The sequence below is a fragment of the Clostridium sp. NSJ-49 genome (assembly GCF_014287725.1).
Taxonomy (GTDB): Bacteria; Bacillota; Clostridia; order Clostridiales; family Clostridiaceae; genus Clostridium; species Clostridium disporicum_B.
Genome location: NZ_JACOOP010000030.1, coordinates 1 through 15,322, shown reverse-complemented (window position 1 = coordinate 15,322; position 15,322 = coordinate 1). Strand labels below are relative to the sequence as shown.

At 29.3% G+C, this 15,322-nt stretch carries 15 protein-coding genes, 1 tRNA gene and 1 riboswitch; of the genes, 9 read left to right on the top strand and 7 right to left on the bottom strand.

The window, feature by feature from the left end; translation table 11 throughout:
- Positions 1 to 197: 197 nt before the first annotated feature.
- The 6 genes from H8S10_RS11345 to H8S10_RS18365 all read left to right on the top strand — a co-directional run bounded on the left by H8S10_RS11345 (position 198) and on the right by H8S10_RS18365 (position 6,707).
- Complete coding sequence (locus H8S10_RS11345) at positions 198 to 1,208, top strand: LacI family DNA-binding transcriptional regulator (RefSeq protein WP_055267503.1); 1,011 nt, start codon at positions 198 to 200, stop codon at positions 1,206 to 1,208.
- A gap of 82 nt (positions 1,209 to 1,290) precedes the next feature.
- Positions 1,291 to 2,790, top strand: coding sequence for a 4-alpha-glucanotransferase (gene malQ / locus H8S10_RS11340; protein ID WP_186838939.1), 1,500 nt, complete (start codon positions 1,291 to 1,293; stop codon positions 2,788 to 2,790).
- Between the two features lie 157 nt (positions 2,791 to 2,947).
- Positions 2,948 to 3,718 (top strand): potassium channel family protein, encoded by a 771-nt coding sequence (locus H8S10_RS11335; protein WP_186838938.1) that lies wholly within the window; start codon positions 2,948 to 2,950, stop codon positions 3,716 to 3,718.
- A gap of 47 nt (positions 3,719 to 3,765) precedes the next feature.
- Positions 3,766 to 3,851: transfer RNA gene (locus H8S10_RS11330), tRNA-Leu, on the top strand.
- Positions 3,852 to 4,044: 193 nt separating this feature from the next.
- Positions 4,045 to 4,141, top strand: a riboswitch (glycine riboswitch).
- Positions 4,142 to 4,306: 165 nt separating this feature from the next.
- On the top strand, positions 4,307 to 5,683 hold the full coding sequence (locus H8S10_RS11325) for a sodium:alanine symporter family protein (protein WP_186838937.1): 1,377 nt from the start codon (positions 4,307 to 4,309) through the stop codon (positions 5,681 to 5,683).
- 76 nt (positions 5,684 to 5,759) lie between these two features.
- Complete coding sequence (locus H8S10_RS18365; RefSeq protein ID WP_084759040.1) at positions 5,760 to 6,707, top strand: glucosaminidase domain-containing protein; 948 nt, start codon at positions 5,760 to 5,762, stop codon at positions 6,705 to 6,707.
- 28 nt (positions 6,708 to 6,735) lie between these two features.
- Here H8S10_RS18365 and H8S10_RS11315 read toward each other — a convergent pair whose 3' ends face one another.
- The 6 genes from H8S10_RS11315 to H8S10_RS11290 form a co-directional block, all read right to left on the bottom strand.
- Positions 6,736 to 7,008 carry an acylphosphatase gene (locus tag H8S10_RS11315; protein WP_055267512.1) on the bottom strand — a complete coding sequence of 91 codons (273 nt, stop codon included), beginning with the start codon at positions 7,006 to 7,008 and terminating at the stop codon, positions 6,736 to 6,738.
- A gap of 181 nt (positions 7,009 to 7,189) precedes the next feature.
- Positions 7,190 to 8,251, bottom strand: a complete 1,062-nt coding sequence (locus H8S10_RS11310; protein WP_186838936.1) for a spermidine/putrescine ABC transporter substrate-binding protein — start codon at positions 8,249 to 8,251, stop codon at positions 7,190 to 7,192.
- The gene (locus H8S10_RS11305; RefSeq protein ID WP_055267516.1) at positions 8,238 to 9,050 is read right to left on the bottom strand and encodes an ABC transporter permease; all 813 of its coding nucleotides are present in this window, start codon (positions 9,048 to 9,050) and stop codon (positions 8,238 to 8,240) included. Before H8S10_RS11305 ends, H8S10_RS11310 begins: the two co-directional genes overlap by 14 nt.
- Positions 9,044 to 9,895: an ABC transporter permease gene (locus H8S10_RS11300; RefSeq protein ID WP_186838935.1), complete on the bottom strand. Its 852-nt coding sequence runs from the start codon at positions 9,893 to 9,895 to the stop codon at positions 9,044 to 9,046. Before H8S10_RS11300 ends, H8S10_RS11305 begins: the two co-directional genes overlap by 7 nt.
- Positions 9,896 to 9,897: 2 nt before the next feature.
- A complete protein-coding gene (gene potA / locus H8S10_RS11295; protein ID WP_055267520.1) occupies positions 9,898 to 10,941 on the bottom strand; it encodes a spermidine/putrescine ABC transporter ATP-binding protein in 1,044 nt (347 codons plus the stop codon).
- Positions 10,942 to 10,964: 23 nt separating this feature from the next.
- Positions 10,965 to 11,504 carry an XRE family transcriptional regulator gene (locus H8S10_RS11290; protein WP_186838934.1) on the bottom strand — a complete coding sequence of 180 codons (540 nt, stop codon included), beginning with the start codon at positions 11,502 to 11,504 and terminating at the stop codon, positions 10,965 to 10,967.
- A gap of 473 nt (positions 11,505 to 11,977) precedes the next feature.
- Between H8S10_RS11290 and pflA the strand changes: the two genes are divergently transcribed.
- Together pflA and H8S10_RS11280 are read left to right on the top strand one after the other, a co-directional pair.
- Complete coding sequence (gene pflA, locus H8S10_RS11285) at positions 11,978 to 12,679, top strand: pyruvate formate-lyase-activating protein (protein WP_055267524.1); 702 nt, start codon at positions 11,978 to 11,980, stop codon at positions 12,677 to 12,679.
- A 227-nt stretch (positions 12,680 to 12,906) separates the two neighbouring features.
- Entirely contained in the window at positions 12,907 to 14,226 is a 1,320-nt protein-coding gene (locus H8S10_RS11280) for a CapA family protein (RefSeq protein ID WP_186838933.1), read from the top strand.
- Positions 14,227 to 14,463: 237 nt separating this feature from the next.
- Here the strand turns inward: H8S10_RS11280 and H8S10_RS11275 are convergent, their stop codons facing one another.
- The gene (locus H8S10_RS11275) at positions 14,464 to 15,096 is read right to left on the bottom strand and encodes a 3'-5' exonuclease (protein WP_055267528.1); all 633 of its coding nucleotides are present in this window, start codon (positions 15,094 to 15,096) and stop codon (positions 14,464 to 14,466) included.
- A gap of 124 nt (positions 15,097 to 15,220) precedes the next feature.
- Here H8S10_RS11275 and H8S10_RS11270 point away from each other — a divergent pair.
- Positions 15,221 to 15,322, top strand: a 102-nt coding sequence (locus tag H8S10_RS11270; RefSeq protein ID WP_347707662.1) for an IS1 family transposase, incomplete at its 3' end; no start/stop codon positions are given.

Sequence of the window (15,322 nt, the reverse complement as noted above, 5' to 3'; positions counted from 1 at the left end):
AATTATTTTATAATTGATATTGGAAACGATACCGAATTAAATGTAATTTATAGGGTATAAAATCACATATTTGTGGTTTTATACCTTAAACAAATAATATACCTAGTTAATTATAGAAAGAATAATATAAAAATTTTTAAAGAGTTTTGGAAACGGTGCCGAAATTATAGCTGAATTTTTATAAAAGGAGAAGAAAGATGAATATTAGAGATATCGCTAAGCTATCAGGTGTTGGCGTAAGTACAGTATCCCGTGTATTAAATAATCATCCTGATGTAAAAGAAAGTACACGGGAAAAGGTAATGCAAATTATAAAAGAAAGCAATTATATTCCAAATAATAGTGCGAGAATATTGAAGCAAAATAACACAAAAAATATTGGAGTGTTAATTAAAGGGGTTTTCAATCCGTTTTTCTCCGAAATGCTTAACGTAATAGGAAGTAAAATAAATGAGTCCAAGTATACTATGATTTTACAGCAAAATGACTATGGACTAGAAGAAGATGTTGATACATTAAAATATTTTATTAAGGAGAAAAGATTACAAGGAGTTATATGCCTAGGAGGAAATTTTGTGGACATCGATGAAGAGAGTTTTAGAAATATTGATGTGCCAGTAGTTTTAACTTCTGTAAATACAGTAATTCCTAATATAGAAGACAAGTATTCTACTGTTGGAATTGATAACTTGAAATCAGCTTATGACGCAACAAATTATTTAATAAAATTAGGGCATAAAAATATAGCAATAATGTTAGGTGAAAAAAATGACCTTTGTATAAGTTGGTGGAGATATAAAGGGTACAAGAAGGCTTTAGAAGAAAGTAACATAGATGTTGATACAGAAAATATGTTAATAGGTAATTATGATACTAGAACAGCCTATAATGAGGCGAAAAGATTTTTACAGCAACATAATGGTGTAACTGCTATTTTTGCTATTTCTGATATTATGGCAGTTGGTGCAGCAAAGGCAGCAGCTGATTGTGGTTTAGTAGTAGGTAAAGATATAGCAATTATGGGGTTTGATGGGATGGATATAAGTGAATTTTATAATCCAGGAATAACTACTATGAAGCAGCCTAAAGAAGAAATGGCATTAAAAAGTGTAGAGTTGTTATTTGCACTTTTAAGTGGAAAAGGTGAGCACAGACAAATTTTATTAGATACAGAATTAATTGAAAGAGAGTCTTGTAGTAGTATTTAATTAGATAATTATATGGTTATTAATTAGCCATAATAATATATAAATTGTATAAGCATTAAAATGAGAGGGATAGGTGGAAAAAATGAATAGAAGTGCTGGAGTAATAATGCATATATCATCTTTACCAGGAAAGTTTGGGATAGGAACTTTTGGACAAGAAGCTTATGATTATGCAGACTTTTTATATAAATCAGGGTTGAAGTATTGGCAAATATTGCCGCTTGGGCAGACGGGATATGGAGATTCTCCATATCAATCTTTTTCAGCTTTTGCAGGTAATCCATATTTTATAGATTTTGATTTACTAGCAAAAGATAATCTGTTAAGAGAATATGAATATTTAAATGAAAATTATGGTGACAATAAGAATTATATAGATTATGGATTACTATTTAAAATAAAATATGAGGTATTAAGAAAAGCTTATAATAATTTTATAAATAATGAATCAAGTCACTTAAGAGAAGAGTTTGAAAAGTTTAGAGAAGAAAATAAATGGTGGCTTGAAGATTATGCACTATATATGGCAATTAAAAATCATTTTAATCTTGTAAGTTGGCAATACTGGGATGATGACATTAAAAAAAGAGAAGTAGAAGCTTTGGAAAAATATAAGGTTTTACTTAAAGATAATATAGAGTATTGGGAGTTTATACAATACCTATTCTTTAAACAATGGAATGATTTAAAGAAATATGTTAATTCTAAAGGAATAAAAATAATTGGTGATATTCCTATATATGTAGCAGAAGATAGTGCTGATGTGTGGAGTAATCCAGAAAGTTATTTAATAGATAAAGAAACATTAAAACCTATAAGTGTTGCTGGATGTCCACCGGATGCCTTTTCAGCTACAGGTCAATTATGGGGAAATCCAATATATGATTGGGAATATATGGATAAGGAAGGTTATTCTTGGTGGATAAAGAGAGTTAGAGAAAGTTTGAAGTTATATGATGTTGTCAGAATAGACCACTTTAGAGGATTTGAAAGCTATTGGAAAATTCCTTATGGGGAAGAAACAGCTATTAATGGAGAATGGGTAAAAGGGCCAGGAATGAAATTATTTGATGCAGTAAAAGAAGCTTTAGGAGAAGTTAATGTAATTGCAGAAGATTTAGGTTTTTTAACTGTTGAAGTAAAAGAATTTTTAGAAGACTCAGGATTTCCAGGAATGAAGGTTTTACAATTTGCTTTTGATGAAAGAGAAGAAAGTAATTATCTTCCTCATACTTATAATAATAATTGTGTAGCTTATACAGGAACACACGATAATGATACATTCAGAGGATGGTATGACTTAACTGCTCCAAGAAATGATGTGAAGTATTGTAAAGAGTACTTATCTCTATCTGATGAAGAAGGATATAATTGGGGATTCATAAGAGGAGTTTGGAGTAGTGTATCAGATCTTGCAATTGCAACAATGCAAGATTTCCTAGACCTTGGAAATGAAACAAGAATAAATATGCCTTCAACATTAGGAAATAACTGGAAATGGAGAATATCTGAAGGAAGTTACGATGATGAATTGGCAGAAAAAATATATAGATACACTAAAATGTATGGAAGATGTGAATAGTTAATAGTTTTAAAGCCAGCAATGCTGGCTTTTTATATTGCTTTTTTTATTGATTAGTAGAGAATATTTTTTAACGATTAACTTTTAACTAGTATTTTAGTTCTAAGATTACATAAAAAATAATATAATCTATTAGTTTAATAATGAGGTAGAGTATATGAATAAAAAGACTGTATATGAATTTTTTATAGGTTTATTAGCGTTACTATTAGCATTAATGTTAGTTATTGATATTTTTATTCCATTACCTAAAGAGGTAACATTAAGTTTCTATTATATAGAAAATATAGTTAGGCTTATTTTTATTGGAGACTATGTAGTAAGATTTGTTATATCAAAAGGTAAGAGAGAATTTATAAAAAATAACATGATTGATTTACTGTCAATAATACCACTTAGAGCTTATGTTAAAATAGCTGCAGTTATTAACTTAGCTTATATTATAGAACCTAATACTATAATAAAAATCTTTAAAATATTTATGCTAGGAATATTTTTTATAAAGTTTAAGGTAAAAACAAAAGAGGAGATTAGAACCAATAGAGTATATTATCTATTAATAATATCAACTACAATCATTGTTATAGGTGCTGTTATAATATCGCTTATTGAAGGAATATCTTTAGGAGATGCTTTATGGTGGAGCTTTGTAACTTTTACTACAGTAGGATATGGAGATGTTGTTTTAAAGACACAGTTAGGTAGAAGTATAGCTGTAATTCTTATGGTTTTTGGAGTTGGATTTATAGGAATAACATCAACAGCTATTGCTCTAAGAGTTTTAAATGGTGGGAAGAAGGAAAAAAATAATTCATATAAAAATAAAGTATTAGAAGGAATTAAATTAATGCTTGATAATTATGATAGTTTAAGTGATGAAGATATAGATAATATAGTGAAAATATTAAAATCATTAAGAGATAGATAAAGGTAAAATTTTGATTTAATATTTTAGGATTATATAATAGATAACAAGCAGATGTGGCGGAATAGGCAGACGCGCTATCTTGAGGTGGTAGTGAGAAGTTCTCATACGGGTTCAAGTCCCGTCATCTGCACCAAGAAAAAAGTATTTTACACATTATTTAGTTAGAGGTGAAATAAAAAATAGATTTGAAATTTAATATTGACATATATAAGCAAATGTAAATATAATAATTTTATAATTTAATAGAGTTCGGATGAAGGTAGTGGGAGAGAGACAGATTATTGTCCGCCGAAGAAGCAAATCTTTCAGGTAACAGGACCGCTATTGGACGAGCCTCTGGAGAGACTCAAAGAGAGCACCGAAGGAGCAAGGTTTAAGTTTTATTAAACTCAAACTCTCAGGTAAAAGGACAGGGGATAGGATAGTTAAAAATTAAAAGTTAATAATTAATACTTAATGTGAAAGATTAGATAGACTAGCTTTAAAAGTAATTTAAGCAAAGGTTTAGCCATTAATTATAAATTGTTAATTATAAATTATTAATGTATCTAAGTCTCCTCCGTAATTTTAAATTAGGAGGATTTTTTTATGGAAAAAATTTTATCAACTATCAACAATATTGTATGGGGAGTACCATTATTAGTTTTATTAGTGGGAACTGGAATTTATTTTACTTTTAAGTTAGGATTTATTCAAATAAGTAAACTAAAGTTAGCATTTAAGTATGTGTTTTCTAAAGATGAAAATGAGATAGAGGGCTTAGAAGGGGATGTTAGTAGCTTTGCAGCACTTTGTACAGCATTATCATCAACTATCGGCACAGGAAATATTGTTGGAGTAGCAACAGCAATTGTAGCAGGTGGACCAGGAGCAATCTTTTGGATGTGGATAGCAGCTTTTTTTGGTATGGCTACAAAGTATGCAGAAGGAGTGCTTGCTGTAAAGTATAGAGAGGTAGATTCAAATGGTCAAATGGCTGGTGGACCAATGTATTACATTGAAAAAGGACTTGGGTCAAAGTTTTTAGCAAAAGCTTTTGCAGTGTTTGGAGTTGGAGTTGCACTGTTGGGGATAGGTACTTTTGGGCAAGTTAAATCAATTGCAGATGCAGCAAAGCTAAGCTTTAATGTTCCTATAATAGTAACAGCTATAATTCTTACAACAATAGTATCTTTAGTAACATTAGGTGGAATAAAGAGAATTTCAAAGGTATCAGAAGCTATTGTACCATTTATGGCGGGAATGTATATAGTAGGAGTTTTAATGGTATTAGCTGTTAATATTAAATTAATACCACAAACCATTATGTTAATTATAGAAAGTGCGTTTAATCCTAGAGCTGCCTTTGGAGGAGTTACTGGTATTACAATTCTTATGGTTATGCAAAGGGGAATTGGAAGAGGTGTATTTTCAAATGAGGCAGGATTAGGAAGTGCTCCTATTGCAGCTGCAGCAGCTAAAACTAAAGAACCTGTAAGACAAGGTTTGATATCAATGACAGGAACGTTTATTGATACAATAGTGATATGTACGTTAACAGGATTAGCAATAGTTATAACTAAGTCATATAATATTGGCTTAGATGGTGCAGCAGTAACTACTTCAGCTTTTAGCTCAGCATTACCTATATTTAATATAGGGAAATATATTGTTAATATAGGACTCATATTTTTTGCATTTACTACTATAATTGGATGGAATTATTATGGTGAAAGATGCATTCAGTATTTATATGGAGTTAATGCTATCAGGCCATATAAAGCTGTTTTTATTATTCTTGTTGCAATAGGACCATTTTTACCTTTAGATATAATTTTTATTATAGCTGATATTTGTAATGGTCTTATGGCGTTACCAAATTTAGTGGGGCTTATAGGGTTAAGGAAGATAGTAATTAATGAAACAAGAGATTTTTTTAATTTAGAAAATAATAAAGATAAGGTAGAAGTAGATTTAGAAAGGTAAAACATAAGAAGTTCTTAATAAATATATGAGATATTCTTAATAGTTTTATCATATATTTATTATGTGAGGTGATTATGTGAATGAAAAACTTATATATAATGGTATAAATAACTATGGATATAAAACAACAAAAAAGAAGGTTAAATTGTATCCATTTATAGTTGTAATTATATTTACTGCTTTAATACTGTTTGGAAGAAATATATTCTTTACTAGAACAGATTTCGATACTTTAGGTTACGATAAAATAAAATATTATATAGATGTGACAGATAATGTTAGTGAAGGAAAAGCTCAAGTAAACTGGCAAGAAGTTGCGGCTATAAATGAAGTGCTTAATGATGGTAAAGAAGATGAACTTGTTTCAAAGATAGCAAAAGTGTTTTTGAAAAATGGTGAAAATGGTGAATATACATTATTTACTGTTGATGAGGTTTTAGAAAGATTAAAAGTAAATAATGAAGAAGAAGAGAAGGTAAAAGCTTTTCTAAATGAAATAAATGATAATACTTTATATAAGGATTTATATAAAGATGAAGCTAAAATGACATTTATTAACGAAATATATCCAGCAGCTTTAGATAATTATTATAATTATGGTATTTTACCATCTATAACAATGGCACAAGCTATATTAGAATCTGGATGGGGAGAGTCTGAGTTAGCATTAGAACATAATAATATATTTGGAATAAAAGCAGATAGTCGTTGGGATGGAGCTATTGCAACTATGACAACAAAAGAAAATTATGATGATATTATAGAGGCGAATTTTAGAAAGTATGATAATATTCTTCAATCCATAGCAGATCATGGTGAATTCTTGAATGAAAATGAAAGATATAGGGTGAATGGTTTGTTTGATGGAAAAGAATATAAAAGCCAAGCACAGGCTTTAGAAAATGCAGGTTATAGTACAGCGGAAGATGAGAACGGAGAAAAAATATATGCAGATAAACTTATTAATGTTATACAAAAATATAACCTAATGATTTTTGATTCCAAAGCAAAAAGTGGCTTGTAAAAGCCACTTTTTTTGCAGTACTAAGAAGTTAGTAAGTTGTTTTAAAAGAACGTTCGTTAGAAACTATATCTTTCTTTTTAATTGAATAATCATCAATTCGTATAAATCTATTTCCTTTACTGATTATTGAAATATATTTATCTACAGATTTTTCATCACCTTGTACTTCAAGTTCAACCATACCGTTATCCAAGTTTCGAACCCAACCAGTTAATGAAAGCGAAGTTGCATTCATTTGGCAAAAAAACCTACATCCTACACCTTGGACTCTTCCATCTAGAATTACATGGTATCTTATCATAGCATCCTCCGTTTTTATTAATATTTATTATTAATTATACCATAAAAAATGATAAAAGATATTAGTGAAGATATTAAGAAAAGTTTGTACGTTTCAAATTTCAAAGAAATTGATAAAATACAAATTAACTTTAGATTGCTAGGGTTAAAATAAAAAAGAAGCGAAAAATTCGCTTCTTTTTTTATTGTGACAATACTTCTGTAAAAGCATCCTCATATAATTTTAATGTACTTTTGTCTAGATCAACAAATAATACACATTTATCTAATACTTCATCTGAAGGATATGCAGCAGGATTATTTTTTGTTTCATCATCTAATAGATCGAATGCAGCTTTATTTGGAGTTGAATATCCTATATAATCAACATTTTCTTTAGCATTTTGAGGATCGCATAAGAAGTTTATAAATGCTTCAGCGCCTGCTTTATTAGGAGCATCTTTAGGTATTACTAAAGCATCAACCCATTTATTTGAACCTTCTTCAGGAATAGCATAAGCTAAATCAGGATTAGAAGCCATACAGTATATTGCATCTCCAGACCATACAGTAGCAAGAGCTTTTTCTCCAGATATCATATTATCTTTAACTTCATCATTTACATATATAGGATTAGTTAAAGATAACTGTTCTATTAAAGCCTTTTTAGCATCTTCTATTTGAGATGGGTCAGTAGTATTTATTGAATATCCATCTTTTAAGAAAGCAACAGCTAAAGCATCTCTAAGAGAGTTGAACATATATATTTCATCATTATATTTAGTATCCCATAATATATCCCAGCTAGTTACAGGCTCTGTAACTCTAGTTGTATCATATAATATTCCAACAGTTCCCCACATGTATGGTACAGAATATTCATTGTTTGGATCATAAGATAAATCCTTAAACTCTGGGTTTATATATTGATAATTAGGTATATTATTAAAATCTATCTTTTCAGCAAGACCTTCATTAATCATTTTTTGAACCATGTAGTCTGATGGTACAACTAAATCGTAAGTACCTGGATTAGTTTTTACCTTTTGATACATTATTTCATTAGTATCGTAAGTATCGTAGTTAACTTTGATTCCAGTCTCTTTCTGAAATTTTTGAATTAATGCTTCATCAATGTAGTCCCCAACATTAAAGAAGTTTATAGTTCCATTTTCTCCAACATTACTATTTCCGCAGCCAGTAAAAAGAGAAGCTGTTAGAACAGTAGCAGCTGCAAGAGCACTTAGTTTTTTAATTTTTTTCAACCTTACCACCTCTTGAAGTAAATTCTTTTCTATTAACAATTAATAATAAAATTAATACTGTTACAAACATAAGCGTAGATAACGCATTTATTGAAGGGTTAATTCCCTTTCTAGCCATAGAGTAAATTTCAATTGATAGGTTAGTTACTCCAGGACCTGTAGTAAAGAAACTTATTACAAAGTCATCTATAGACATTGTAAATGCCATAAGAAGTCCAGCGAATATACCAGGTTTAATTTGTGGTAATATTATTTTTCTCATAGCATATCCAGGTGTTGCGCCTAAATCTAATGCAGCATCTGTTATATTTGCAGGCATTTGCTTTAATTTAGGTAGTACTGATAATATTACGTAAGGTATATTAAAAGTAATATGAGCTAATAACATCGTTAAAAAACCAAATTCTATATTTAATAATGGTTTAAGGAATATAAATAAACTCATAAGTGATATACCAGTAACTATATCTGGATTTAAAACTGGTAAGTAGTTTATATTAAGCAGTGTTTTTTTAGGAAGTCCTTTCATTCTATGAATTCCTATAGCTGCAAGAGTTCCTATAATTGTTGCTATTATTGATGCTACTACCGCAATTATTAGAGTGTACTTTAATGCATTCATTATTCTTGCATTTTGAAATAACTCACTATACCATCTAAGAGTAAAGCCATTCCATTTACCCATAGATTTAGAATCATTAAAGGAGAAAACCATTAATGTTATTATTGGTGTATATAAAAAGATAAATATTAAAATAAGATAAAATCTCTTTATAAAAGATTCAAGTTTTTTTACCATAACATGCTTCCTCCTCCTTCTTTATCGTCAGAACTTTCAAATAGCTTCATAATACCCATTGAAATTAAGATTATAATCATCATAAATATAGCTATGGCAGAACCGAAGTTCCAGTCACCCATAGTAGTGTATTGCTGTTCTATTAAATTTCCTAGTAGCATGTATTGACCACCACCAAGAAGTCTTGATATTACGAAAGTTGAAACAGCAGGCATAAAGACCATTGTTATTCCAGATATAACACCTGGCATACTTAATGGGAATATTATTTTTGTAAATACTTTTACTCTATTTGCACCAAGATCGGATGCTGCATTTATTAAATCCTTATCCATTTTTGTAAGAACAGTGTATATAGGAAGTACCATAAATGGAAGGAAATTATAAATCATACCAAGAAGTACTGCAAAATCATTGTATAGAAGATTGATTCTACCAACACCTATAAAAGCAAGGAAATTATTTATAATTCCGTTTTTTCCTAAGATAGGGAGCCATGCATAAGTTCTAAGTAGAAAGTTCATCCACATTGGAACTATAAAAAGCATTATAAGAATATCACGTTTACCAGGTCTCATCTTAGAAATTAAATATGCTACAGGATATCCAAGGATTAAACAACCTATAGTAGCTTTAAGAGCAAGCCAGATACTTCTTTTAAAGACTGTAAAGTAATTTGGATCTAATAATCTCTGAAAATTTTCTAGTGAAAATTTATAACCATCTGAAGTACTTACTGTGAAACTGAAGAATATTACTATTAAAAGTGGAATTACAATAAATAGTGAACTCCAAACAATATAAGGTGCTGCTGGAAGTATACTTTTTCCATTGTTTTTTTTCATGATTATTCAGACACCTTTCTCATTATGTGGATAGCTTCAGGATCAATATTTAATCCTACCATACTATCAACTACAGCAGATTTTGTGTTATGTATTATCCATTTTTGATTTTTTTCTTCAACTTCAATTTCATAATGTACACCTTTAAAGGTTACTGTATTAACTTTACCTTGTAACATTCCACTTTCAGGAGATGTTATTTCAATATCTTCTGGTCTTATTACTACATCAATTTTTTCATTTTTATCAAATCCTGCATCAACACATTGGAATATAACATTAGAAAACTCAACTTTATAGTCTTCAAGCATAATTCCATCTAAAATGTTACTTTCACCTATGAAGTCTGCAACGAAAGCATTAGCTGGTTCATTATAAATGTCTTCAGGTGAACCCATTTGTTGGATTACCCCTTTATTCATTACTACGATAGTATCTGACATAGTCAATGCTTCTTCTTGGTCATGAGTGACGAAGATAAATGTTATTCCAAGCTCTTGTTGAATTTTCTTAAGCTCAATTTGCATTTCTTTTCTAAGCTTTAAGTCAAGAGCACCAAGTGGTTCATCTAATAATAAAACTTCAGGTTCATTTACTAAAGCTCTAGCTATAGCAACTCTTTGCTGTTGACCACCACTTAATGATTCAACAGATCTTTTTTCAAAACCTTCAAGAGCAACTAGTTTTAGCATTTCTTTAACCTTTTTATCAATCTCATTTTTAGGAAGCTTCTTTATTTTTAAACCAAAAGCTATGTTTTCATATATATTCATATGAGGAAATAAAGCGTACTTTTGGAATACTGTATTTAACTTTCTTTTATATGGAGGAAGATTTGTGATGTTTTCATCTGCAAATAGAACCACACCTTCATCAGCATTTTCGAAACCTGCTATTATTTTAAGTGTTGTTGTTTTACCACAACCACTAGGTCCTAAAAGAGTTAAAAATTCATTTTTCTTTATATTTAATGAAAGGTTATTTAAAACTTTATTCTCTCCGTATGTTTTAGAAATTTCTTTTAATTCAATAATGTTTTGACTCAAAATAAAACACCTCTTTCTTAATGCTAAAATGATGGTGGAGTACTAATCCAAATCACCTTTGCTGGAGTTTTTCCAGAGTTGGAAATATAGTGATTTGATCTTGGTTTAAAGTAAAAGCTTTCACCTTTCTTTACTTTAAATTTCTTTTTACCAAGATGTAGGGTAATACTTCCAGATAAAACATACCCAAACTCTTCACCTTCATGAGGTTCTTCTTCTATATATTGCCCATTAGGTTCAAGAGTTATCATAATTGGTTCCATTTCGTTTTTTTGAGCATTTGGCACCAACCACATAAGACTATATTTTAATTCTTCATTTTCTGTTTCAAACATATCTTCGTATGTATATGTAATTTTTTCTTCTTTATCATCGCTAAAAAATTCTTTAAGGTTTGTCCCTAATATTTCTAGAATATCTATTAGGGTAGCGATAGATGGTGATGTTAAATCATTTTCAAGTTGAGAAATAAATCCTTTTGAAAGTTCACATCTATTAGCTAGCTCCTCTTGTGTAAGACCTTTCCCGATTCGCATTCTCTTGATTTTTTCACCTATCTCCATATTTTCACCTCCTACTACAAAAAAGTTTAGTAACTATTACTAAACTAAAGGTTTAAAATTACTAAACAAACAAATAGTATTATATATATAATGTGGAAGAAAAGCAATGTTTTTGTTAAAAAAAAATTAAAAAAATATCAATGAAAAACGTTGAGTTGAAAGGGTTTAATGGAATATGAGGTATTTGGAGTTTAAAAATATTGCATTAAAAGTTTAGTATAACTAAGAAAAAGAAAAAAGTGTTAAAAATCGGGAATAATGATATTATCAAAATGTCAAGTAAAAATCAAAGTTATATAGTTAAAAGGAAAAAAATGTTGTTTAGGTAGAATTAACAGCAAGAAATATCGTGGGAATAAATTACATTAACAAAAGGTGATAAAAAGTGTATAATTTTGATATATATAAACAAAAATATATGGATATTAATGTGAAAAGTTAATTGAACTAATATATTTATCAGGAGGTTGAAAATGATAAAGGGAAAAATACATTCCATAGAAAGTATGGGATTAGTTGATGGGCCAGGAATTAGAGTAGTTGTGTTTATGCAAGGATGTGCATTGAGATGTAAATATTGTCATAATCCTGATACTTGGTCAGGTGAAGGAGAATTACTTATGACTCCTGAAGAATTAATAAATAAGGTTTCAAGATTTAGAAGTTATTTTGAAAGATCTGGAGGAGGAATAACATTTTCAGGGGGAGATCCTTTAAGACAACCAGAATTTTTAATAGAAGCATTAAAATTATGTAAGGACAAGAATATACATACTACGTTAGATACTTCTGGAGTTGGTTTTGGAAATTATGAAGAAATATTAAAATATGTTGATTTAGTACTTTTTGATGTTAAACATCTTACTAAAGAAGGATATAAGGATCTAGCAGGTAGTGATATTGATGAAAGTTTAAAATTCTTAGAAGCTTGCAAAAAGTGTGGTACTAAGTTATGGATAAGACAAGTTGTAGTTCCAGGTATTACAGATAGTGAAGAGTATATTAGGAATCTTGGAGATTTTATAAGAACTCTTGAAAATGTTGAAAAGGTAGAATTATTACCATATCATCTTTTAGGTATAAGTAAGTATGAAACTATGGGAATAAAATATAGACTAGAAGGAATTCCAGCTATGGATAAGGAAAAATGTAAGGAATTATATAAGTTTTTATAATTGTATTGTAAAAGGAGATGTACGATAAGTACATCTCTTTTTTTATAAATAAGTATATCTTTTATTATATCCGTAATTATTAAAAATATAAATGATACTTTGTATATAGTTATTATAAAATATTGTAAACATTTAGTGTGAAATGTAGAAATATATAAGAAAAAGCAAATGTAAAATAATGGAAAATAAAGTTGCAAAGAATTATAATTTTACTAGAGGTGAAATATATGAAAAGTAAAATTAAAATGATTTATAGAAGTATTTTTTTTGTTATTGTAATAGGTTTAATCGGAATAATTATTTACAAAGATATAAACAGAAGTGAAAATAAGAATATAGCGACTTACTCAGATGAAGCAACTAATTATAATTCAAATGAAACTAAGGATGAAACTATTAAGTTTGATGAAGAAATAATAAAAAAAGATGAAATAGAAGATGAACGAATTGAAACTATAGAAATAATGGCTGTAGGAGATTTGTTAATGCATATAGATATTGTACAAGCTATGTATGATTGGAGTAACGATACTTATAATTTTGATTATAATTTTGAATTAATAAAAGATTATTTAAGCAAAGCTGATTTAACTATAGCAAACTTAGAGACTACTTTAGCAGGAGAAGAAAGTGGATACTCAGGATATCCTTGTTTTAACACTCCAGATGAATTAGCAGATTCATTAAAAAAATCTGGAGTAGATATAATTAGTAATATGAGTAACCATTCACTAGATAAAGGAGAATATGGTTTTATCCGTACTAGAGAAGTGTTAAAAGAAAAAGGTTTTGATGTTATAGGAACAAGAGATAGCGAAAAAGACTCAAGATATATTATAAAAGAAGTGAAAGATATAAAAGTTGGAATTACAGCCTATGGATACACTACAGATGTTTATGAGGAAGCTAGAGGATTAAATGGAATACCTATTCCTGATAATTTATATAGCTTAATGAATACTTTTAATCCATATGATTTAGACAATGACCTTTTAGAAATGAAAAAGGAAATAGATAAAATGAAAGATGATGGGGTAGATGTAATAGTATTTTATATGCATTGGGGAGAAGAATATCAGTTAGAACCAAATGAAAGTCAACTAACAATAGCACAGTTTTTGGCTAATGAAGGTGTTGATATAATTTTCGGAGACCATCCGCATACAATTCAACCTATAGATATTCTAGAATCAGATGACGGTAACCATAGTACTGCGGTAATATATTCCCTAGGAAATTTTATATCTAGTCAGAGAACAGAAAGTATAGGTAACCCTTATACTGAAGATGGATTAATGGTATCTGTTAATATAACTAAGAATTTTAAAACTGGCGAAGTTACAGTTGATGTACCGCAATATATCCCTACATGGGTAAAGTTAAACATCTTTAATGGAAATTATTGTTATCAGGTAGTTCCAGCTACGGAGAATGAAGCTGATTATTTGGATTACTATCAAACTATAAGAGTAGATGAATCCTTTGATAGAACATTTGGAATTGTAGAAAGTTATAATGATAGTATAGAAGTGTGGAGTGGTAATTAAATAAATTGCTGAGAAATTTAGGAAAAGGCTTGACTTAATTTAAAAAGAAAAAGGTTACTGACGTGACAGGGAAAACATTGATTGTGGCAATAGTGCAAAGTATATATTAGTACTTTTAGCTATTACTTAAGTTAACTTTTCCCTACTACGATAGTAGCCTTTTTATTTCCATGTATTTGACTTTTTACCTGTGAGCTTTGCGAACAGCATTTTAAAAGTATGTATAACTTAAGGTGATTAGCTATTTAGTTGGTTTGAAAAAAATCCAGGTTTAATAAGTTTCTTTTTCATACCCTCTATAACAAGTAAATATACCGCAGCTGTATCGAATCTAGCATCATGGTAATTTCCACTTCCTTGGAATAATTCATCAGCTTTAGCTGCTATTGTTTCATCAGAAATTCCTAAAAAGTTTATAACTTCAGAAAGTTTAGGGTTTTTAATACCATTTCCATTAGCAGATGGTATATTACATATAGGTTTATAATAAGCCATAGTACAGAAAGTTCTTTTTGGTTCCCAATTGGTATCTATCATGCCAGCTTGATAAAGTGAGTCTACTTCATGTTTTAAGAATTTAACATCAAATTGAACATTATGACCTATTACAAAGTCAGCATCAAAGAAGTCTTTCATAAATTCTTGGATTTGATCAAAAAATTCAAGACCATCTGATAATTCATATAATTTTTCTAAAGAAAATCCATGAATAGCTTCAGCACCTTCATCCATTTCATCAACTGTAAAGAAAAAATTCTTACCTATAGTAGTTTGTGGTTTAGTTGAAGTATCTACAGTTATATAACTTAATTGGCATATATTACCTGGTTTTACGCTAGTAGTTTCAGTATCGAAAAAAAGTAATTTCATTATTTCCTCCAAAATAAAAAGATCGATCTGTTAAGTTATATGAACATTGCTCTTCTCAGCCCAAGGAAATACAATAGGTTTGCGATACTAAATAATACCCCCCTTCGAAAAGGAGAGAAGAACAATGAGCAAAACTAATATAAAATGCCCACGCTGTAATTCTGATAAACTATACAAGTTTGGTATGAATAAGCAGGCTAAACAAAAGTATCAATGTAAGCAGTGT